The 20,236-nt window shown below is 71.5% G+C and carries 17 protein-coding genes; 10 read left to right on the top strand and 7 right to left on the bottom strand.

All coding sequences use genetic code 11. The features are described 5' to 3' along the window. The first annotated feature begins 77 nt into the window (after window positions 1–77). From DAI17_RS09815 to DAI17_RS09785, 7 genes are all read left to right on the top strand, one after another. Window positions 78–1,718 (top strand): glycosyltransferase family 2 protein, encoded by a 1,641-nt coding sequence (locus DAI17_RS09815; protein ID WP_107772742.1) that lies wholly within the window; start codon window positions 78–80, stop codon window positions 1,716–1,718. Further along, the gene (locus DAI17_RS09810) at window positions 1,715–2,440 is read left to right on the top strand and encodes an HlyD family efflux transporter periplasmic adaptor subunit (protein WP_107772741.1); all 726 of its coding nucleotides are present in this window, start codon (window positions 1,715–1,717) and stop codon (window positions 2,438–2,440) included. Before DAI17_RS09815 ends, DAI17_RS09810 begins: the two co-directional genes overlap by 4 nt. Further along, on the top strand, window positions 2,437–4,530 hold the full coding sequence (locus tag DAI17_RS09805) for a glycosyl hydrolase (protein WP_107772740.1): 2,094 nt from the start codon (window positions 2,437–2,439) through the stop codon (window positions 4,528–4,530). Before DAI17_RS09810 ends, DAI17_RS09805 begins: the two co-directional genes overlap by 4 nt. A 97-nt stretch (window positions 4,531–4,627) precedes the next feature. After that, window positions 4,628–6,130 carry a DUF3375 domain-containing protein gene (locus DAI17_RS09800; protein ID WP_107772739.1) on the top strand — a complete coding sequence of 501 codons (1,503 nt, stop codon included), beginning with the start codon at window positions 4,628–4,630 and terminating at the stop codon, window positions 6,128–6,130. Beyond that, window positions 6,127–6,873 carry a DUF4194 domain-containing protein gene (locus DAI17_RS09795; protein ID WP_107772738.1) on the top strand — a complete coding sequence of 249 codons (747 nt, stop codon included), beginning with the start codon at window positions 6,127–6,129 and terminating at the stop codon, window positions 6,871–6,873. The genes DAI17_RS09800 and DAI17_RS09795 overlap by 4 nt, the downstream gene beginning before the upstream one ends. A gap of 2 nt (window positions 6,874–6,875) precedes the next feature. Continuing rightward, window positions 6,876–10,358 (top strand): ATP-binding protein, encoded by a 3,483-nt coding sequence (locus DAI17_RS09790; RefSeq protein ID WP_107772737.1) that lies wholly within the window; start codon window positions 6,876–6,878, stop codon window positions 10,356–10,358. A gap of 114 nt (window positions 10,359–10,472) precedes the next feature. Then, the gene (locus DAI17_RS09785) at window positions 10,473–10,895 is read left to right on the top strand and encodes an ion channel (protein WP_107772736.1); all 423 of its coding nucleotides are present in this window, start codon (window positions 10,473–10,475) and stop codon (window positions 10,893–10,895) included. Between the two features lie 439 nt (window positions 10,896–11,334). Here DAI17_RS09785 and DAI17_RS09775 read toward each other — a convergent pair whose 3' ends face one another. Then, window positions 11,335–11,640 (bottom strand): MFS transporter, encoded by a 306-nt coding sequence (locus DAI17_RS09775; RefSeq protein WP_107772734.1) that lies wholly within the window; start codon window positions 11,638–11,640, stop codon window positions 11,335–11,337. A 115-nt stretch (window positions 11,641–11,755) separates the two neighbouring features. Between DAI17_RS09775 and DAI17_RS09770 the strand changes: the two genes are divergently transcribed. Continuing rightward, entirely contained in the window at window positions 11,756–12,298 is a 543-nt protein-coding gene (locus DAI17_RS09770; protein ID WP_107772733.1) for a COG4315 family predicted lipoprotein, read from the top strand. A 14-nt stretch (window positions 12,299–12,312) separates the two neighbouring features. Here DAI17_RS09770 and DAI17_RS09765 read toward each other — a convergent pair whose 3' ends face one another. Together DAI17_RS09765 and glnA are read right to left on the bottom strand one after the other, a co-directional pair. Further along, window positions 12,313–13,194: a phosphatase PAP2 family protein gene (locus DAI17_RS09765; RefSeq protein WP_107772732.1), complete on the bottom strand. Its 882-nt coding sequence runs from the start codon at window positions 13,192–13,194 to the stop codon at window positions 12,313–12,315. Between the two features lie 382 nt (window positions 13,195–13,576). Then, the gene (gene glnA, locus DAI17_RS09760) at window positions 13,577–14,995 is read right to left on the bottom strand and encodes a type I glutamate--ammonia ligase (RefSeq protein WP_107772731.1); all 1,419 of its coding nucleotides are present in this window, start codon (window positions 14,993–14,995) and stop codon (window positions 13,577–13,579) included. A gap of 194 nt (window positions 14,996–15,189) precedes the next feature. On the opposite strand from glnA, the gene DAI17_RS09755 reads away from it, so the two are divergent. Next, window positions 15,190–15,963 (top strand): LolA-like protein, encoded by a 774-nt coding sequence (locus DAI17_RS09755; RefSeq protein WP_107772730.1) that lies wholly within the window; start codon window positions 15,190–15,192, stop codon window positions 15,961–15,963. Window positions 15,964–15,985: 22 nt separating this feature from the next. Beyond that, on the top strand, window positions 15,986–16,396 hold the full coding sequence (locus DAI17_RS09750) for an RDD family protein (RefSeq protein WP_107772729.1): 411 nt from the start codon (window positions 15,986–15,988) through the stop codon (window positions 16,394–16,396). Window positions 16,397–16,399: 3 nt separating this feature from the next. Here DAI17_RS09750 and DAI17_RS09745 read toward each other — a convergent pair whose 3' ends face one another. From DAI17_RS09745 to DAI17_RS09730, 4 genes are read right to left on the bottom strand one after another with little or no spacing between them, the layout of a single operon-like run. Then, on the bottom strand, window positions 16,400–17,104 hold the full coding sequence (locus DAI17_RS09745; RefSeq protein ID WP_107772728.1) for a DUF4191 domain-containing protein: 705 nt from the start codon (window positions 17,102–17,104) through the stop codon (window positions 16,400–16,402). Between the two features lie 55 nt (window positions 17,105–17,159). Beyond that, a complete protein-coding gene (gene lipA / locus DAI17_RS09740; RefSeq protein ID WP_107772727.1) occupies window positions 17,160–18,104 on the bottom strand; it encodes a lipoyl synthase in 945 nt (314 codons plus the stop codon). 58 nt (window positions 18,105–18,162) lie between these two features. After that, window positions 18,163–19,158 carry a hypothetical protein gene (locus DAI17_RS09735; protein WP_107772726.1) on the bottom strand — a complete coding sequence of 332 codons (996 nt, stop codon included), beginning with the start codon at window positions 19,156–19,158 and terminating at the stop codon, window positions 18,163–18,165. After that, window positions 19,155–20,108, bottom strand: coding sequence for an ABC transporter ATP-binding protein (locus tag DAI17_RS09730; RefSeq protein WP_199905043.1), 954 nt, complete (start codon window positions 20,106–20,108; stop codon window positions 19,155–19,157). Before DAI17_RS09730 ends, DAI17_RS09735 begins: the two co-directional genes overlap by 4 nt. Between the last annotated feature and the right edge of the window lie 128 nt (window positions 20,109–20,236).

Raw genomic sequence — 20,236 nt, 5'->3', positions numbered from 1 at the left:
TCCGTCCGTCACCGGGCACCGAGGGGCTCAGCTCCGAACACACCCGCGACGCCACCAGGTCCAGCTCGCCCTCGCTGATGATGCTGGTCCTGCTGGCCACGATCGGCGTGCTGGCCTACGCCACCTTCATCTTCCGGCCCTCGCACCACGGTGACCTCCTGCCCTTCGCCCTGGTCGTCACCGCCGAGACCTTCCTGATCGCGCAGGCGCTGCTCGCGCTCTGGACGATCCTGTCCAGCGGGTACGACGCCCGGGACTTCTCCTACCACCAGGCCAAGCGCGGCCTCTTCGACCCCGAGCAGGTCCTGGCGCTGGGGTTGGAGTCGACCCCGAGGCTGTGGCCCATGCGGCTCAACGAGGAGGCGACGTCGGTCGACGTCTTCGTGACCACCTACGGCGAGGACCTCGACGTCATCCGCCGCACCGTCTCGGCGGCGCTGGCGATCCGCGGTCGCCACCGCACCCTGGTGCTCGACGACGGCCGCTCCGACGAGGTCCGCGACCTGGCGCGCGAGCTCGGCGCCGACTACGTGCGTCGTCCCGACAACCGGGGCGCCAAGGCCGGCAACATCAACCACGCGCTCTCGATCACCGACGGCGAGTTCTTCGCCGTCTTCGACGCCGACTTCGCGCCCAGGCCGGAGTTCCTCCACGAGACGCTGCCCTACTTCGCCACCGACAAGGTCGCCTTCGTCCAGACCCCGCAGGTCTACGGGAACCTGCACACGGTCCTCTCGAGGGGCTCCGGCTACATGCAGTCGGTCTTCTACTCCCTCATCCAGTCGGGCAAGAACCGCTTCAACGCCGCCTTCTGCGTGGGGACCAACGTGGTCTTCCGGCGCAATGCCGTCGCCGACATCGGCGGTATCTACGAGAAGTCCAAGTCCGAGGACATCTGGACCTCGATCCACCTGCACGAGCGGGGCTGGCGCTCCATCTACACCGGTGCCGTGCTGGCCGTCGGTGACACCCCGGAGTCGGTCGAGGCCTACAGCAAGCAGCAGCTGCGCTGGGCCACGGGCGCCTTCGAGATCCTGCTCCGGCACAACCCGCTGAGCCGCAAGCGCCGGCTGACGACCGACCAGCGGATCCAGTACCTCACGACGGCGACGTTCTACCTCAACGGCATCGCGCCGGCGCTGCTGCTGATCGTCCCTCCGCTGCAGATCTACTTCGACCTCACGCCGGTCGCCCTCGGCGTGCCGACGGGCACGTGGCTCATGTACTACGCCGGCTTCTACTTCATGCAGGTCGTGGTGGCGCTCTACACCATGGGCTCCTTCCGGTGGGAGACCTTGATGCTGGCGTCGGCGTCGTTCCCGATCTACATGCAGGCCATGTGGAACGCGATCACCCGGCGCGAGCGGCAGTGGCACGTCACCGGTCGCGTGGGGGAGGCGCGGTCGCCGTTCAACTTCACCTTCCCGCAGGTGCTGGTGTTCCTGTTCCTGCTGCTCACCACGGTCGTGGGCGCGTGGAAGGCGCAGGTGACGGGCTCGTTCAACGTGGCGCTCGTGTGGAACGCGCTCAACACGGTGGTCCTCGGCATCTTCCTGGCGATCACCTACGGCGAGGCACGCACCGCCCGGGACACCCGGCGCACGGCCCGTCGGCAGGCCCGGCGAGCCCACCGCGCCGCGCGGCGGCGTCCGGCTGTCCCGGCACCGACCGCCCCCACGTCCGACCCGTCCCCCCACCTCGTTGGAGACCCCCGATGACCTTCCTCACCCGGCTCAAGTACCTCATCGGCGTCCTGCTCGTCGTCGGCGTCGTCGGCGCGCTCGCGCTGAGCATGAACGACCGCATCAGCACCGTGCACGACGTCAGCGCCACCGTGCGCACGGACGACTACACCGTCGGCACGCCGTACGCCGGCATGGTCGTCAAGCGTGCCGTCGACGTCGGTGACCACGTCGACGAGGGCGACCAGCTCTTCGTCGTCCAGAGCAGCGAGCTGGCCCGCGACGTCGCCAACGACGCGCTCGAGCCCGCGAAGTCCGCCTATGACATCCGCGACGGGAGCAAGGTCGTGATCCGCGCGACCTCGCCCGGCAAGGTCTCGGAGGTCCAGCCGATCAAGGGCGCCTTCGTGGCGGCCAACTCGGCGCTGGCCCGGGTCCAGGAGGAGGGGACCAGCTACGTGCAGGCCGACTTCCGCCTGACCCCGAAGCAGTACGCCCTGATGCGTGGGGCGGACGAGGTCACCGTCCGGCTCCCGGACGAGCGGACGGTGCAGGCCGCGGTCGAGCGCATCGGTGTGCACACCGACGGCGACCGTGCCGCGACCCGTCTGCGGGCGGTCTCCCCGGACCTCGACAACCGTGGCCTCTTCTCGTCCGGGACCCCGGTCGACGTCGACGTGACGCTGCGCCGCGACGGGCTCGTCGACTCGGTCCGAGCCCACCTGGCCGGCCTGCTCACCCCGGGAGGTACCGGATGATCAGCCGCACGTGGACGAGTGCGGTCGCCCTGCTGGCGGTGCTCGCCGTCGGGACGGGGGCCGTCGTCGCCGGGTGGGGCAGCGGGGACGACCCCGCACGCGGCCGCGACGCCGACTTCCACCCCTTCGGCTCTTCCGGTTCCGCCGGCTGGACGCCGGTGACCCGACAGGCGCCGTCGAGCTGGACGCCCGCGGCCGCGCGGCTGCCGCGCACCGACGGCGCGACCGGTCCGGTGCGGGTGGATCCCGACCTCGCGCCGCCCACCAACCGGTGGTACTCCGGGATGTTCCTCGGCGCCGAGTCCCAGCCGGTCTTCGCGATGCCGCTGGCCGCCCAGGCCGACGACACCGGAGTGTCCGTCGGGCTGCCCCGGGTGGCGGCCACGGAGCAGACGATCACCGCCCCGTTCGCCCCCGAGCTGCGCCTCGGCCTGCAGGTCGACGCGTTCGTCGCCACGCGTGCCGACCCCGTCTCGGTGACCTCGACCTACACCTCGTCCGGCACCGCGGTCGGGAAGCTGGACCTGGCTGAGGGCTGGCCGTACGTCGGTTACACGGCGCTCGAGGACCAGGACGTGACCGTTCCGGAAGGGCTCGAGGAGCGCGACGGCGGCCGGTGGCTCGCGACGGACGTCGGCGACACGACGTACGGGCTCGCGGTCTCTCGCGCCGACGGCAGCCGTCGCTCCCTCACGCCCTCGCGCGACGTGGTCGAGCTGGGGCGCGGGGAGACCCTGCTGGCGTTCGCGGGCCGCGAGGACCGGACGCTCGCCGAGCTCGCGCGCGGTGCCGTCCCCGTCCGCGGGACGTCCGTCGGCTTCGACCTTGCCGGCGGGCAGGCCCGGACGCGGATCGAGTACCGCACGGCCGGCGGCCGGAGCACCGTGCTGGCGGCGATGCCGCACCAGAGCCTCGACCGCGCGACGGTCCTCGGCCGGGTCGACTCGCTGTACGGCCCCCTTCGCCTGGTCCGCTCTCGCGCCCTGGTCTCCGGCGTGCCGGCCCTGACGCCTGACGCGACCCCTGACGTGCGACGGCTCGGTCGCGACGCTCGCGCCGAGGTGCGGGAGCAGGCGGTCGCCGACGTCGCGCGGGAGGTCTCCGGGAGCCCGCCGCGGCAGGACACCTACTTCGGCGGCAAGGACGTCTACCGGATGGCGCAGCTCACCCGGGTCGCCGAGGCCGCCGGGGCCGACGCCGCCGCCCGCAGGGTCCGAGAGCGTGCCGTCGCCGAGCTGGACGCCTGGCTCGGCGACACCTCCGACTGCACGGTGACCTCGACCCGGTGCTTCGCCTACGACACCGCGTGGAGGGGAGTGGTGGGCCGGACCGCCGCGTTCGGTTCCGAGGAGTTCAACGACCACCACTTCCACTACGGGTACTTCCTCGCCGCGGCCGCGCTGCTCGGGGAGGGGGAACCCCGCCTGCTTGACCGGTGGCGATCGACGCTCACCGCGCTGGCGGAGGACATCGCCTCCCCGGCCACCAACGGCACCCTGCCCGCACTGCGCAGCTTCGACCCGTACGCCGGTCACTCCTGGGCCGCGGGCACGTCCGACTTCGCCGACGGCAACAACCAGGAGTCGAGCTCCGAGGCGATCAACGCCTGGAACGGGCTGGCGCTGTGGGCCGAGGCGGACGGCAACCGGGCGCTGGCGCGGCAGGCCACCTGGCAGCTGAGCCTGGAGGCCGCCTCGGCGCGCGCCTACTGGCTGCAGCCGCGGCACCTTCCCGCCGCCTACGAGCACCCGTTCGTCTCGCTCAACTGGGGCGGCAAGCGGGAGTGGGCGACCTGGTTCAGCTCCGAGCCCTCGGCCATGCTCGGCATCCAGCTGCTGCCGATGCCGGCGGTGCTGGCCCAGGGCGGGGTGGACGAGGAGCGGGTGCGTGCCAACGTGGCCGACGCGGCCACCCGGGGGTTCGACACGATGTTCGGTGACTACCTGACGATGTATCTCGCCCTCGCAGAGCCGGGACGCGCCTTGAGGGTCGGCCGGCGACTGCCGGACTCGGCGATCGACGACGGCAACACGCGCAGCCACCTGTTGGCGTGGCTGCACACCGCGCGGGCGGGGGAGCTGCCTCGCTGAACCAGACGGCAAGGACGGGCCCTCTCCTCGGACAGTCGGTGCCCTTTGTCATGCTTGCGCACCGAGCACGACGTGGGACGAGGCGGGGGACCGGGCAGTGAGTGGGATCGCAGGCGAGCTGGCGCGCGTGAAGGGGGCGTTCGGACAACCCACGCTGACCCTTCTCCACCAGCGGCAGGCGCCCGTGGTGATCACGATCTTCCGCACGGCGTTCGGTCGCAACAACAACCCCATCCCGACGGCCCGGTTGCACACCCAGGTCGAGGAGCACCTGGCCGAGATGCGGCTCGCGGGGGAGCAGGACGTCCCGGTGGGCAGCGGCCGTGAGATCTGCCAGCGCTGGATGCGTGGCCAGTGGCTGGTGCGGTCGCTCGACGAGACGGGGCGCGAGGTCTATGCCCTGACCTCCCACGCCCAGCAGGCGCTCGAGCTGGTGAAGAACCTCGCCCGCGACCGGGCCACGCTCAGCGAGCACCGGGTCGCGACCATCCTCGGCACGGTCCGCCGCTTCAACGCCGAGGCCAACCCCGACCGGACGGCGCGGGTCACGATCCTCAACGAGGAGATCGCCCGGCTGCGGGCCGAGCGCGACCGCCTGGTGGACGGGGGCGACCTCCCGGGGGCGACCGAGGACTACATGCTCGAGGGGTTCACCGAGCTGCTGTCGCTGATCTCCGCACTGCCGAGCGACTTCGCCCGCGTCGAGGAGCGGTTCGCCACCATCCGGAGCCAGATCCTGTCCGCGTTCCGCGCGGAGGACCGCCCCGCCGGTGAGGTGATCGACGACTACCTCGCCCGCGCCGACGCGCTGATGACCGCGACCCACGAGGGACGTGCCTTCGAGGGTGCGTTCGCGCTGCTGCGCGACGACGCCCTGGTGTCGCAGCTGCGCGAGGACCTGACGGCGCTGCTCGAGCACCCGCTGTCGGACGGGATCCTCAGTGACGCCGACCGCGCCGAGCTGCGCGGCACCGTGCGGTTGGTGCGCGACGGCCTCGACCGGGTGCTCGTCCAGCGGTCGCGGGTGACGGCGACGCTGAAGGAGTACATCGTCTCCCACGACGCGGCTCGCGACCGTGAGCTCGGGCAGACGCTGCGCCAGGTCGAGGCCGAGCTGATGACCTGGATGGCCGCCACCGGGCCACGCGCCACCCACGACGTCGCTCTCCTGCCCGCACGGGCGGGCATCGAGCACCTCCGGGAGAAGTTCTACGACCCGGCCGACGACGTCCTGCCCGACCGCATCAGCACGCCGGACCCCACCCAGGCGCCGCCGGTCTCGCTGTCCGAGCTCGTGGCGCACGGCGGGCCCAAGCTGACGACGCTGCGCGAGCGCCTCGACGCGGCCCTGGCGTCGACGCTCCCGGTCGAGTCCCTCGGCGCCCTGTTCGACGAGCTGGAGCCGTCGCTGCGTCGGCCGGTCGAGATCTTCGGCCTCCTGCACCTCGCTGCCGACCGGGAATGGCAGGCCGAGGAGGCCGTGGAGGCCTTCGACGCCGTCCGCCCCGACGGGAGCAGGCGGACGTTCGCCGTGCCCCGCACCCCCCTGCCCGACCCGGACCTTCCCGAGGCCCGGCAACAGACGGAGACCCGCGCATGAGCGTCGAGACCCACCCGGAGATCGACGACGTCGACCTCGCCGACGACGACGTTCGCGAGGAGGGGTCCCTCTCGCTCTTCGAGGGCGACGAGGGCGGCCTGGAGTACTCCCAGCGTCGCGCCCTGGTGACGCTGCTGAAGCAGCGCTTCATCAGCGCCCGCACCCACCCCCGTGACTGGACGGTGCTCGTCGAGCACGAGCGCCTCATCCGGTCGCGGCTCAACGACCTCTTCCTCGACCTGCAGGTCGACCGGGGCCGCGAGGTCGCGTGGAAGCGCCAGGCGGTCCCCGAGACCGGCAGCCGCTTCCCGACGATGCTGTACGACGCGGCGTGGTCGCGCGAGGAGACGCTCGTGCTGGTCCACCTGCGCGACCGTCTGCGCGCCGGGCTGGCGAGCGGGGACGCGCGGGTCTTCGTCGACCGCGAGGACGTCGTGACCTACGTCGCCAGCTTCCGGCCGTCGCACGCGACCGACGTCGCGGGCGACGAGAAGCGGGCGCGCAACGCGGTCGCGAGCATCGTGAAGGCGGGGCTGCTCATCGGCTCCGTCACCGACGAGCGCTTCGAGATCAGCGAGGCCGTGGAGCCGCTCATCCCGCTGGAGCTCCTCCAGGAGCTGCTGGAGGCGTTGGTGGCGGCCAACCGCAGCGAGGCGCCCGAGCCCGACGCGCCGGCCGACCTCTTCGACGACGACGCGGACCCGGACGGCACGGACGCCGACGACGCCGCAGGGGAGCAGTGAGCATGACCATCGACGAGATCGAGCAGGTGGTGGGCGACGGGCTCTTCGAGCAGAAGGACGTCGTCACGCCCGCCGACGACACGATGCAGTGGCGCGCGGCGCTGCTGCAGCTGGTCAACTGGGGCGGCTTCGGCGGCCTCACCGTCGTACCGCTCCGCGGCGACGCCACGATGATCTCTGGCGCCTCCGGCGTCGGCAAGAGCACCATCCTCGACGCCTACACCGCGCTGATGATGCCGTCGGACACCAAGTTCAACGGTGCCTCCAACGACGCCGTCGCCGGCCGCGCCCGCGGCGCCGGGCAGCGCAACCTGCTGTCCTACCTGCGCGGCGCGGTCGACGTGGTCGACGACCCCCGCACCGGGCGGCCGGTCGAGAAGCTGCTCCGCGGGAAGGGGACCGACACCTGGGGCGCGGCCGCGATGACGTTCGTCAACGACCAGGGCGGCCGGTTCACGGCCCTGCGCACCTACTACGTCCCGCGTCGCGCGACCCGGTCGGCCGACGTCCAGATGCAGCTCGTGACCCACGAGGGGGCGCTGGCGCTCGACGCGCTCGAGGTCGCCGTACCCGAGCGGTTCCACGCCAACACGTTGAAGAAGCTCTTCCCGGGGATCCGGGTGCACCGGACGTACGCCGAGTTCGCCGCCGTCCTGCACGCGCGTCTCGGCATCGGCGCCAACGGCGACGGTGCCAAGGCGCTGCGGCTGCTCGCCCGCATCCAGGCGGACAACCAGGTCCGCAGCGTCGACGAGCTCTACAAGGACATGGTCCTCGAGCGGCCCTCGACCTTCGCCGCCGCGGACCGCGCGATCGAGCACTTCGACGACCTCGACACGGCCCACTCCGCCATGCGCACCGAGGAGCGGAAGCTCGAGCTGCTGGAGCCGATCGTCGACCTCCACGACCGCAGGAGCGCGGCCACCCGGCGGCTCGCCGAGCTCGACTCCTACGGCGTGACCCGGGACGGTGACACGCCGCTGCGGACGTGGCTGCTGCGCACCCACCTCCGGCTGGTGGAGGCCGCCGTGGTCGACAACCGCGCCGCCCGGGCATCGGCCGCTGACGAGCTCGGGGCGACGACGTCCGCGGAGCAGACCCACCTCGCCGACCTCGAGGCAGCCCGGGAGTCGCACCGCGCCGCGGGCGGGTCGACCCTCCAGTCGCTCGCGTTGTCGCTGGAGCAGGAGCAGGTGGTCCGGGAGGACCGGCTCGCGCGACGCTCGGTCCTCCGGGAGCGGCTGCTCCCGCTCATCGACGTCACCGACGCCCAGGCGCCCGACGTCGATGCCGCGCTGCTCTCGGGGGAGGCGTTCGCCGTGCTCCAGGTGCACGCCCAGCAGTGGCTCGCCGGGTGGCAGCGCGAGCAGGAACGGATCCGCCGCGAGCGCGACGCGGTCCTCCACACCCAGTTCCCGCTCAGCGAGCGCCGGGCCGAGCTGCGTCGGGAACGCGCGTCGCTGGAGTCCCGGGCCGGCCGGATGCCGGCCCGCATGCACGACCTGCGGGCCGAGGTCGCGCAGGCGAGCGGGCTCACCCCCGACGAGCTGCCCTTCGTCGCCGAGCTCATCGACGTCGCGCCCGACGAGGAGCGGTGGCGCACGGCGATCGAGACGGTCCTCGGTGCCAGCGCCCGGATGATGCTCGTCCCGCTGGACCGCCTGGAGAGGTTCTCCTCCGCGATCGACGGGTTGCGACTCCGCGGTCGGCTCACGTTCGAGGGCGTCGAGCTCGACCTCCCGGACCTCGGTCCGGCGGATCCCGAGAGGGTGGCCGGCAAGCTGGTCTTCGAGGACTCGCCCTTCTCCGGCTGGGTCCAGGCCCACGTCGGGGAACCGTCCCGCAACGCCCTGTGCGTCGAGTCCGCCGACGGCCTCGGCGGCCCGGGCTTCCGGGTCACCCTCGCCGGCCAGACCCGTAACGGGCGTCGTGGCACGCACGGTCGCGGAGACGTCCGCAACATCATCGGCTTCTCCAACGCCGACGCGGTCGCCGAGCTCGACGCCGAGCTCGCCGAGCTCGAGGAGAGGCTCGACGGCGTCGGCGCCGAGGTGGCCGAGCTGGACCAGTGGTCCCGGCTGCTGGAGCAGCAGCGCGCGTCGTACGACGCCGTCGCAGGCGCACGCTTCGACGACTTCGACGTCGACGGCAGCGACCGACGCATCGCCGACCTCGAGCGCCGCCGGGCTGACATCCTCGGGTCCGACGACGGGTTGCAGGCGCTCGAGGCCCAGATCGCGGACCTCACCGCGCAGCTGGAGGAGACGCGGCGCCATCGGTTCGGGCTCGAGCAGCGGCAGCGCGAGCTCAACGCGGCGCACGCCGAGCTCGTCGATGCCGAGGACCACGTCAAGGACCGCCTCCAGGCGATCGAGGAGACCGGGGAGGTCGTGCTGGGTCCCGAGCAGGAGGCCGCGCTGGCCGTGGACTTCGCGGCCGCTGCGGCGCCGGCGGACCTCGATGATCTCGAGCGGTTCGCCGAGACCTCCCACCGGCTCGCGCAACGGCTCCGCGAAGCGGTCACCGACGCCGAGGCCGAGCTGCGGCGGGTGGACGACGACCTCGCGCAGGTCTTCCGGGTCTACAAGCTCCAGTGGGACTCACCCAACCTGGGCACCACCGCCGACTCCTACCCGGACTACGCCCGCATCCTGGAGGAGATCCGCGGTGAGGGACTGGCCGCACGGCGCTCGGAGTGGCGGCGCCGGCTCACGGAGTGGAGCGGCCAGGACCTCGTGCCCCTCGTGGGTGCCATGGCCGCGTCCGTCGAGGAGATCGAGGACCGGCTCGAGCCGATCAACGCCATCCTGCGGCGCCTGGAGTTCGGGGCGTCGGGGGACCGGCTCCGGATCCGGCTCCGCCGGTTGGCACCGGCGCACGTCCAGACGTTCATGAAGGACCTGCGCGCCCTGTCGTCCGGCTCCACGACCGAGCTGGGGGAGGAGGCCCTCGAGAAGCGCTTCGCCGAGCTGAGCGCCTTCATGCAGCAGCTCCGCAAGCCCAGCCAGCTCGGCGAGGCGGCCGCGTCCCTGACCGACCGCGAGCGTCTGCTCGACGTACGCCGCCACGTCGAGATCAGCGCCGAGCGCTACGACCACGCCACCGGCGAGCTGCGCGCGACCTACCGGACCTTGGGGGAGAAGAGCGGCGGCGAGAGCCAGGAGCTGGTCGCCTTCATCGTCGGCTCCGCGCTCCGCTTCCGGCTCGGCGACGAGATGCGGTCCCGGCCGCGGTTCGCCCCGGTGTTCCTCGACGAGGGCTTCGTCAAGGCCGACTCCGAGTTCGCGGGACGCGCCGTCCAGGCATGGCGCGGGCTGGGCTTCCAGCTCATCGTCGGGGTTCCGCTCGACAAGGTCACCGGCCTCGAGCCGCACATGGATGAGCTGCTCGCCATCACCAAGAACAGCACCACCCACCAGTCCTGGATCACGCCCATCACCGATGCAGGCCGGCAGGAAGGGACGTCGACGCTCGTGGGCCGGTGACGGGCCGGCACCACCCTCGACGAAGGGGACGAGGGCATCGTCGCGCCGTCGTCGTGGCGTCGGGGACGATCGTTCCTACGCTGGTGGCTGGGGCGGCCAGTCCGAGGGAGGAACATGATGAAGCACGTGGTTGTTGGTCCGCGCCGTCTGCCGATCTCGTCGGCGTGGCTGGTTCCAGTACTGCTTGTGGCGGTTCTGCTGGTCGTGGTGTCAGCTGCCGCTGCTACCGCGATCGAGACCCGCACGGTCGACAGCTTCGGCCGTGGCTTGTGGTGGGCCACCAGCCTGATCACCACTGTGGGTTTCATCGGCGAGCCCCCCGAGACGACGGCGGGCGCACTTCTCTCCGCTTTGCTGATGATCCTCGGCTTCTTGACGTTGGCAATGGTGAGCGCGTCCCTGGCCGCACTCTTCGTTCGGGAGGAGGAGATGCCGTTGCTCGAGGAAGAGTCGTCCCGGGACCAGGAGATCCTCGATCTTCTCGGCCGGTTGGAGCAGCGGCTGGACGCCATCGAGACGAGGTTGCGGTCGGAGTAGCAGGTCCAGGGTCGCTCGTGCGTCCGCCGACTCAGCAGTCCCCGGGGTGGTGTGCCGAAGCCCACCACCGCACGGAGGTGACGGTGCCGCGACCGCTGTCCGTCCGGCCGGACAGGTTCTACAGACCCGGAGGGGGACGTCCGATGCGTCCAGGCGGCCCGGAGCCGTTGTCGCCGCGTGCGGCGCACCAATCCTTGATCCCCGTCGCGTCTGCGCCCTGTCGGAGCAGCGTGGCCATCACCCGCATCGGTTCGTCGACGTGTCGGAAGAAGTGCCGGTACCCGGCGCAGAGGTAGTGCAGGCCCGGCTCGCCATCGCCAGCGCTCCGACCGGGGAGTCGTCGCACTGACGCTCATGTCGTCCAGGCCTCCGGTGAGGCATCGGTAGGGCTCATGGGCACATCCACGACATCCGGCGCCGCTCGGGACAGAGCCATGGGTCAGGTCCTCCGAGGCACTACGCCTCTTCCCCGGCCGGGCGTCGGTTCCCTTGCGTGGTGTGCAGCAACCGGGCGCGACGCGCCCTGCACGCCCCGGATGGCGACGAGCGACCACACGTCGCCGCTCAGCGCGCAGGCGGTGCTGGCGAGCGTGAAGACGCCCACTCCGAGCAGGAAGAGGCGGCGCCGGCCGTAGCGGTCGGCCAGCCGGCCGACCGGCACCAGCAGGGCAGCGACGGCCCTACTGCGCTGCACGCGGGGTGCGAGGCGCGCGTCGAGGTCGTGCTGCAGTGCACCGAGGGGCATCGGGTGGGCGAGGACGAACTGCTCGTCACCAGCTGACCCGCACGCGCGCGGTCGTCGGCCCAGGCCTCGACCGATGCGGTGGATGCGTCACCCGCTCGGGAGCAGACTGGTACGCATGGTGACCCGCTGCTGCGTCGTGGTGCTGCTTCTCGCCTTCCTCGCCGCGTGCGGCGATCCGGGTCCGGATGCTGACGACCCGGCGTCGACGTCCGGTTCAGCGACTGACACGACCGACGAGGCAGCGCCCTCCGCGACCGGCGAGCCGACACCGTCCCCGATGCCAGGGTCCCCGGAGCAAGGCACCCGCATCGTCGCCTCGAACAGCGAGTTCGGGCAGATGCTGTTCGACTCGACCAGGCAGGCGATCTACCTCTTCGACGTCGAGACCACGTCAAGGCCCGAGTGCTACGACGCGTGCGCTGAGGCCTGGCCACCGGTGCTCACCACGGGGGACCCGGTGGCCGGACCGGGCGTGGAGGACGGCCTGCTCGCCACGACCGAGCGGAGGGACGGCACCGTCCAGGTCACCTATGGCGGCAATCCGCTCTACTACTACGCGCACGAGGGCAAGGGTGAGGTGAAGTGCCACGACGTCTTCCTCAACGGGGGGAACTGGTACGTCGTGCGCCCCGGCGGTGATCCTGCGCCGCCCGGGTGATCGCTCGACCGCGGCTAGGTCGACGCGCCGTCCCGGACATCCTCGGTGACCGCGAGCACCCACAGCATGCCGACCAGCACGCCGAGCAGTGTCCCGACGATCAGCAGCCCCGCCGAGAGGAAAGCCAGCAGCGAGCCCGGCAGCGTGTCCCGGAGCGGCGCGAGCGCAGAAAGGACGGCGACCAGGGCGCTGCCGAGGAACAGGGCTCCGACGGCCGCAGCGACCCACCACTGCAGCAGCACCCCGGCGTGCGCGTGGGGTCGCGTACCGTCGAGGAGGACGATGACGGAGATGGCGGCCATGGTGCACATCCCCACGACGAGGAAGGCCGCCATGGCGTCGGCCGTGCGGTGCCACCCCGCGAACATCGTGGCCAGCGCGACCACGGTCACGAAGGCACCGCCCAGCAGGGCCGCCGGCACGCGACCGGCTGCCGGCAGGACGATCATCAGGGCCGCCACCGCCGAGAAAGCGGCCGTCGTGTGGCCGCTGGGCAGGCTGTTCAACGTGGCGGGGGCGATCTCGTCGAGCCCCAGGTCCGGGCGGGTGAGGAGGTGCTCCTTGAGCAACCAGGTCGACGCGTTGGCGGTCACCAGGACGCCGATCGACGCCAGGCCGCGGACCCGGTCCAACCGGACGAGGGCGATGACCGCGACCATCGCGACCGCACCCAGCAGGGATCCGACGGAGACGATGTCGAGGATCGCCTCGACGGTGTCCTGGATCGAGGCGCCGCTGGAGATCGCACCGCGCAGGGCGGCGTCGCTCACCGATCGACCGCGCACCGTGCGGACGGAGACGTAGTACACCAGGACGAACGCCACGGCGTACGCGGTCGCAGTCGCTGCCGGCCACGCCAACGCGCCCAGCCTCCGCCCGCCCACCAGCTCCGTCACACGACCATCCTGCCCGGCCAAGCCACGGCCAGACGTTCGCCGGCGTCCGGGTGATCACCCGGACGCAGGAGAGCGATGCCAGACTGACGCGATCCGCTGGTCATGCTCATCGTCCTGTGCGACGCCACGGTGCCGGCACACCGAGACGTGCTGGGTCGGGCGCCTGCGTCCTTCTCCGGAGAGCTCGCACACATCGGGCGACACCAGCCGGGGCAGCCCTCGGACGTTGGCCTACGTCGACCTTGTGGTCAGGGTGGGCTGGGGCGGGGCGACGCGCGGCCTGCCGCGTGGAGCTGCGGACGAAAGCGTTGGGGCGTGTAGGGACGAGAAACGCCGTCGAACGACCTGGAGGTCGATCGACGGCGCTTCCGCAGAGCCGAGATCAGATGTCGTAGTAGAGCTCGAACTCGTGCGGGTGCGGCCGCAGCTGCACGGGCAGGATCTCGTTCTGGCGCTTGTAGTCGATCCAGGTCTCGATCAGGTCGGGCGTGAACACGTTGCCGACCGTGAGGAAGTCGTGATCCTTCTCGAGGTTGTCCATCACCGCGCCGAGCGAGGTGGGGACCTGGTCGATGTCGGCCATCTCGTCCGGCGGCAGCTCGTAGATGTCCTTGTCGATCGGGGCCGGCGGCTCGATCTTGTTCTGGATGCCGTCGATGCCGGCGAGCAGCAGCGCCGAGAAGGCGAGGTAGGGGTTGGCCGACGGGTCGGGGCAGCGGAACTCCACGCGCTTGGCCTTGGGGTTGGCGCCGGTGATCGGGATGCGCACGCAGGCCGAGCGGTTGCGCTGGCTGTAGACCAGCGAGATCGGCGCCTCGAAGCCCGGCACCAGGCGGTGGTAGGAGTTCACCGTCGGGTTGGTGAAGGCCAGCAGCGACGGGGCGTGCTTGAGGATGCCGCCGATGTAGTGGCGTGCGGTGTCGGACAGGCCGGCGTACCCGGTCTCGTCGTAGAAGAGCGGCTCGCCGTCCTTCCAGATCGACTGGTGGCAGTGCATGCCGGAGCCGTTGTCGCCGAAGATCGGCTTGGGCATGAAGGTCGCGGTCTTGCCGTTGCGCCAGGCGACGTTCTTGATGATGTACTTGAACTTCATCACGTCGTCGGCGGCCTTGAGCAGCTCGTCGAACTTGTAGTTGATCTCGGCCTGGCCGGCGGTGCCGACCTCGTGGTGGGCGCGCTCGACGAGCAGGCCCGACTTCTCGAGCTCGATGACCATCTCGTCGCGCAGCTCGCCGAAGTGGTCGTAGGGCGCGACGGGGAAGTAGCCGCCCTTGTACTTCACCTTGTAGCCGCGGTTGTTCTCCTGCGAGCCGCTGTTCCAGGCGCCGGCCTCGGAGTCGATGTGGTAGTAGCCCTCGTTCTGCTTGGTGTCGAAGCGGACGCTGTCGAACACGTAGAACTCGGCCTCGGGGGCGAAGTAGGCGGTGTCGCCGATGCCGGTGGAGGCGAGGTAGGCCATCGCCTTCTTGGCGATGTTGCGCGGGTCGCGCGAGTAGGCCTCGCCAGTGATCGGGTCGTGGATGAAGAAGTTGACGACCAGCGTCTTGGAGACCCGGAACGGGTCGATGTAGGCGGTCGTCACGTCGGGCAGCAGCGACATGTCGGACTCGTGGATGGCCTGGAACCCGCGGATCGAGGAGCCGTCGAAGGCGAGGCCGTCCTCGAAGACCGACTCGTCGAACGAGGACACCGGCACGGTGAAGTGCTGCATCACGCCGGGCAGGTCACAGAAGCGGACGTCGACCATCTCGACGCCTTCGTCCTTGATGTACTTGAGCAGCTCGTCGCTGTTGCTGAACATGCGTCCTCCTGGGTGGCGGCCGTCGGGACGCGCACCGAAGCTGTGGAACCGATGTGGAGTACGGCGCACCGTTGCACCGGATGCCCGTGAACCTACGCACGGGCGGTTTCTCGACCGTATCCCGTTTGTTTCGCCGATGTAACAGATGACCGGCCAGCGGTCGGCTCACCCCGCCCCCTCTAGGGTCGGTCACCATGCGTTCCTCCTTCCGCTCCACCCGCCGTGCCGCTCCCGCGACCGCCGTCCTGGCCACCCTCGCGCTCGCGCTGGGAGGCTGCAGCGGCACCGACGGCGGGTCGGGGGAGAGCGGCGACGGTGCGTCGTACGACGTGGAGACGCTGCTGCCCGCGGTCCGCGACGCGGTCGCCGATGAGGAGTCGGTCCACGTCACCCTCGGCACCCTGGAGTCGCCCGACGACGTCGAGGTCGACGTCAGCTGGGGCGACGAGCCGGTGCTCGCCGCGGTGACCGGCGACCGGACGGGTGCCGGCCTGGAGGTACGCCGCGTGGGTGGGCGGGTCTACGTCGGCGGCGCCGCGACGAAGGACCGGTGGCGCTACCTCGAGGAGGACGACCCGCGCCTGCGGGGCGAGCAGGGCTTCGACGCCGGAGTGGTCCCGATCCTGCTGGCCGTCGACGTGCCCACCGAGCTCGCGGCCCTCGAGGCGGGCGTGACCGAGGTCGGCGAGCCGGCCGCCGACGACGTCGCGGGGGAGGAGGTCACCCGCTACGACGTCACCCTCGACACGAAGGCGTGGCTGGCCGAGCTGCCGGAGCAGTCGATCTACCGGGTGATGGACGTGCCCGCCGAGCTGGACGCCGAGCTGTGGATCGACGAGGACTCGCGGCCGGTGCAGCTGGCCTACCAGGTCGGCGACGACGAGGCCCGGTCGGCGCAGGTCGGCTGGAGCGCGTGGGGCGAGCCGGTCGAGGTCGAGGCCCCGGAGGGCGCGAAGCCGGTCCGTTGAGGACTCCCCCTAGGCTGTTCCGGTGCCCGACAACGCCACCATCGAGACCGCCTCCTGGGGCCGTCGCATCCTGGCCCTCGCCGTCGACTGGCTCGCCTGCACGCTCGTCGTGGTCGCGCTGATCGGGCCGCGTGCCTGGAGCGAGGACCCCATGTCGAGCTGGTACGTCCTCGGCCTGTTCGTGGCCGAGTCCGCGATCTTCACGGCGGTCGCCGGCGGGTCGTTCGGCAAGCTCGCCACCCGGTTGCGCGTGGTGCGCAACGACGGGTCCTACGGGCCGGTGTCGCTGCTGCGGTGCGTGCTGCGCCAGGTGCTCGTCGCGCTCGTCGTACCGCCACTGGTCTTCCGCCCGGACGGGCGTGGGCTGCACGACCTCGCGGCCGGGTCGCGCACCGCGCGGCTCGAGGACCTGCGCGCGGCCTCGGGGTCCTGAGGGTCAGCGGCCGCGCTGCTGGCCGCGCATGCCCTTCATCGAGGTGGGGACCGGGCCCTTGGGCATCGGCAGGAGCCCGCGCTGGGCGTCGATGGCCTTGAGGCGGTTGAGCACGTCGGTGATGTCGGCCGGCTTGAGGTTCTTGCCGAGCTTGGTGACGTGGCGGACCAGCTTGTTGAGCGGCACCTCGCCCTCGCCGTTGCCGCAGATGACCTCGTGGACGGGCGTCTCGGGGAGGACGCGCTCGTGCTTGCGGCGCTCGGTGGCCATCAGCGCCTTGAGGCGCTGCGGGTTGCCCTCACCGACCAGGACGACGCCGGGCGGGCCGACGACCCGGTGCACGACGTCCTGCTGCTTGTTGAAGCCGACGACCGCGTCGGTCTTCCAGCCGCGGCGCAGCATGGTGAGCGCGGACGCGGCGGCGCCGACCTGGCCCTCCATCTGCCCGTACGCCGCCTTCTGGGCGCGGCGGCCGAAGACGATGAGCGCCAGCAGCATGCCGACGAGCAGGGCGCCGACGATCGCGAGGATCAGCGAGAGGACGCCGTCGCCCGGGAGGAACCAGATGACGCCGAACCCGACGGCGGCACCGAGGAGGAAGGAGCCGAGGATCCACAGCCCGAGGGTGCGGTCGGTCTTCCTCGCCATCCGGTAGGTCTGGACGATCTGCTTGCGCCGCGAGGTGGGCGGGGTGGCGGGGGTCGACATGCTGGCCCTTTGCTGAGACGAGCGGACGGTGCGGTTTGGGTGCGGGTGGAGAACGTCAGGCGGTGGCGCCGGCAGTGTCGCGGGCGTCCATGGCCTGACGGTACAACCGTCCGGCCCGGTAGGACGAACGCACCAGCGGCCCCGACATGACGCCGGAGAAGCCGATCTGGTCCGCCTCGTCCTTGAGCTCGACGAACTCCTCGGGCTTGACCCAGCGCTCGACGGGGTGGTGCCGCGGGGAGGGGCGGAGGTACTGGGTGATGGTGACGAGCTCGCAGCCGGCCTCGTGCAGGTCGCGCAGCGCCTGGGAGACCTCCTCGCGGGTCTCGCCCATGCCGAGGATGAGGTTGGACTTGGTCACCAGGCCGAAGTCGCGGGCCTGGGTGATGACGTCCAGCGAGCGCTCGTAGCGGAACGCGGGACGGATGCGCTTGAAGATCCGCGGCACGGTCTCGACGTTGTGGGCCAGCACCTCGGGCCGCGACTCGAAGACCTCGCGCAGCAGGTCGGGCTTGCCGTTGAAGTCCGGGATCAGGTTCTCCACGCCGGTGCCCGGGTTGAGCTCGTGGATCGCGCGCACCGTCTCGGCGTACAGCCAGGCGCCGCCGTCCTCGAGGTCGTCGCGGGCGACGCCGGTGATGGTGGCGTACTTGAGCTGCATCTTCTGCACCGACTCGGCCACTCGTCGCGGCTCGTCGCGGTCCAGCGGCTGCGGCTTGCCGGTGTCGATCTGGCAGAAGTCGCAGCGGCGGGTGCACTGGTCACCGCCGATGAGGAAGGTGGCCTCCCGGTCCTCCCAGCACTCGAAGATGTTGGGGCACCCGGCCTCCTGGCACACCGTGTGCAGACCCTCGGACTTCACCAGGTTGGTCAGCTCGGTGTACTCCGGTCCCATCTTGGCCCGGGTCTTGATCCACGACGGCTTGCGCTCGATCGGCGTCTCTGCGTTGCGGATCTCCAGGCGGAGGAGCTTGCGTCCTTCGGGTGCCGGTGCAGTCACGTCGTCACTCTACGCCGGGGCCGCAGGGCGCCCGAATTGGCCCGCCGGGCGCCCGGCGTCACGGGATGTCGCGGCGGGTGAAGGTCGCGAGCGAGCCGGCCGCGACGAGGCCGAGCAACGACAGGAGGTACGTCGCGCCGGCGCCGGCGGTGAGGACGCGCTCGCCACTGCACACCATCACCCCGGTCCCGTCGTCGACGCAGGTCTGCGCGTTGTCGGTCCAGTAGGTGGCCCCGTCCCCGATCCAGGCCGCGACGTTGAGGTGCGGCATCCACCGCTCCGGCGCCTCGAACGGGAGGACGGCGATGAGGAAGGTGCCGGCGACCACGACGGCGAACAGGATGCCGAGCGTGGCGACGGTGCTGCGGAAGAGCATCGTGGTGGCCAGTCCGGCCAGCCCGGCACCGGCCACGAGGAGAGCACCCCGGACGACCTGCCAGACGATGTCACCCGTGACTCCGTCGGCGACGGGCAGGTCGCGGGCGCCGGCCACCCCGGCCAGCCCGAGCCACCACGCCGCCCCGACGGTCAGCCCCAGCAGCAGCCCGGTGACGACGACGGCGCCGGCCTTGGCGGCGTACACCCGGAGGCGTCGTGGCTCGAAGAGGAGCTGGTTGCTCATCGACCCGCTCGCCCAGTCGGCGCCGACGAAGGTGGCACCGAGCAGCATCAGCAGCCCGGCCATCACGACCGCGATGCCGGTGCCGCTGCCGTCGAGCTCGCGCCGGAGGTCGAGGGGCTCGCGGTAGAGCCCCGTCCACCACTGGGTGATCAGCTGCTCGCACCGGTCGGCGACCTGCGCCTCGTCCACGGGGAGCTGGTCGGGCGGCAGGAACTGCTCGGGCTTGCGCTCGCAGTGGCGCACCTCCCGGGCGAAGCCGGGCTGGCCCTGGGCCTGCTCGGCGGCCCGCTGGACCTCCGCGTCGGAGTAGGGCCGCGTGCCCCAGAGGGTGCCGGCCCAGATGACGGCGGGCACCAGCACGGACGCGGCCAGCAGCACCAGGCACGCGCGGCGCCAGCGCAGGCGGGTGAGCTCGACACCGAGGAGCCTCATGCGGGCTCACCCACCGTGGCCGTGCCGAGCGTGTCCTGGGAGGTGAGCTCGAGGAAGACCGTCTCCAGGTCGGGTCGCACCGAGGTGAGCTCGGAGAGCCAGATCCCGGCCTCGCCGAGGGTGCGGGTGATCTCGGCGGCCGGCGCCTGGGTCTCCACGAGGAGGGCCGTGCCGTCGGCGCGGACGTCGTAGGGACCCTCGGCGAGTGCCCGGCGGGCAGCGTCGTGGTCGTCGACGACGATCCGGTACGACGTGCTGGCGCCCAGCAGGTCCTCCACCCGTCCGGAGGCGAGCAGCCGGCCGTTGCCGATGATCGTGGCGGACGTGCAGACCTGCTGCACCTCGGCGAGGATGTGCGAGCTGAGCAGCACCGTCACGCCCGACTCCCCGAGGCTGCGGATGGTCTCGCGGATCTCCCGGATGCCGGCGGGGTCGAGGCCGTTGGTGGGCTCGTCGAGGATGAGCAGCTGCGGGTCCTTGAGCAGGGTGGCGGCGATGGCCAGCCGCTGCTTCATGCCGAGGGAGTAGGCCCTGTAGCGGTCGCGGTCGCGCCCGGTGAGGCCGACGGTGTCGACGGCGGCGTCGATCCGATCGGGGGCGATGCCCTTGGACCTGGCCAGGATGGTGAGGTTCTGGCGGCCGGTGAAGTGGGGCAGGAACTTCGGCATCTCCACGACGGCGCCGACGCGGTCGATGACCTGCGGCAACCCGGAGGGCACGGGCGTGCCGAACAGCGCCATCTCGCCGCGCGTGGCGCGCGCCAGGCCGAGCAGCATCCGGATCGTGGTGGTCTTGCCGGACCCGTTGGGTCCGAGGAAGCCGTGCACCCCGCCACGCGGCACCGACAGGTCGAGGTCGTGCACCGCCACGCGGGTGCCGCGCCGACCCTGGAACTCCTTGCGCAGCCCCCGGGTCTCGATGACCAGGTCTGCGGTGGCCGTGCTCGACACGGCGCTCCTCTCCCGGACGTCACCGCGACGCCCTCCCCGTGGAGGGCACTGTGGCAGCCGCCGCGCGCGGGCGCACCGCGGCGCGCCGTCCGCGTCCGCGACCGTTGACGACCTGCAGCGACGACGAG

Source organism: Nocardioides sediminis (assembly GCF_003047295.1).
In the GTDB taxonomy this organism is placed as follows: Bacteria; Actinomycetota; Actinomycetes; order Propionibacteriales; family Nocardioidaceae; genus Nocardioides; species Nocardioides sediminis.
Note: the sequence above shows the minus strand (reverse complement) of the source record. Positions and strands in the feature narration are given on the sequence as shown.

Coding starts and splice junctions, on each gene's coding strand:
- DAI17_RS09815 (WP_107772742.1), top strand. CDS start 78: ATGATGCTGGTCCTGCTGGCCACGATCGGCGTGCTGGCCTACGCCACC.
- DAI17_RS09810 (WP_107772741.1), top strand. CDS start 1,715: ATGACCTTCCTCACCCGGCTCAAGTACCTCATCGGCGTCCTGCTCGTC.
- DAI17_RS09805 (WP_107772740.1), top strand. CDS start 2,437: ATGATCAGCCGCACGTGGACGAGTGCGGTCGCCCTGCTGGCGGTGCTC.
- DAI17_RS09795 (WP_107772738.1), top strand. CDS start 6,127: ATGAGCGTCGAGACCCACCCGGAGATCGACGACGTCGACCTCGCCGAC.
- DAI17_RS09790 (WP_107772737.1), top strand. CDS start 6,876: ATGACCATCGACGAGATCGAGCAGGTGGTGGGCGACGGGCTCTTCGAG.
- DAI17_RS09785 (WP_107772736.1), top strand. CDS start 10,473: ATGATGAAGCACGTGGTTGTTGGTCCGCGCCGTCTGCCGATCTCGTCG.
- DAI17_RS09775 (WP_107772734.1), bottom strand. CDS start 11,640: ATGCCCCTCGGTGCACTGCAGCACGACCTCGACGCGCGCCTCGCACCC.
- DAI17_RS09770 (WP_107772733.1), top strand. CDS start 11,756: ATGGTGACCCGCTGCTGCGTCGTGGTGCTGCTTCTCGCCTTCCTCGCC.
- glnA (WP_107772731.1), bottom strand. CDS start 14,995: ATGTTCAGCAACAGCGACGAGCTGCTCAAGTACATCAAGGACGAAGGC.
- DAI17_RS09755 (WP_107772730.1), top strand. CDS start 15,190: ATGCGTTCCTCCTTCCGCTCCACCCGCCGTGCCGCTCCCGCGACCGCC.
- DAI17_RS09745 (WP_107772728.1), bottom strand. CDS start 17,104: ATGTCGACCCCCGCCACCCCGCCCACCTCGCGGCGCAAGCAGATCGTC.
- DAI17_RS09735 (WP_107772726.1), bottom strand. CDS start 19,158: ATGAGGCTCCTCGGTGTCGAGCTCACCCGCCTGCGCTGGCGCCGCGCG.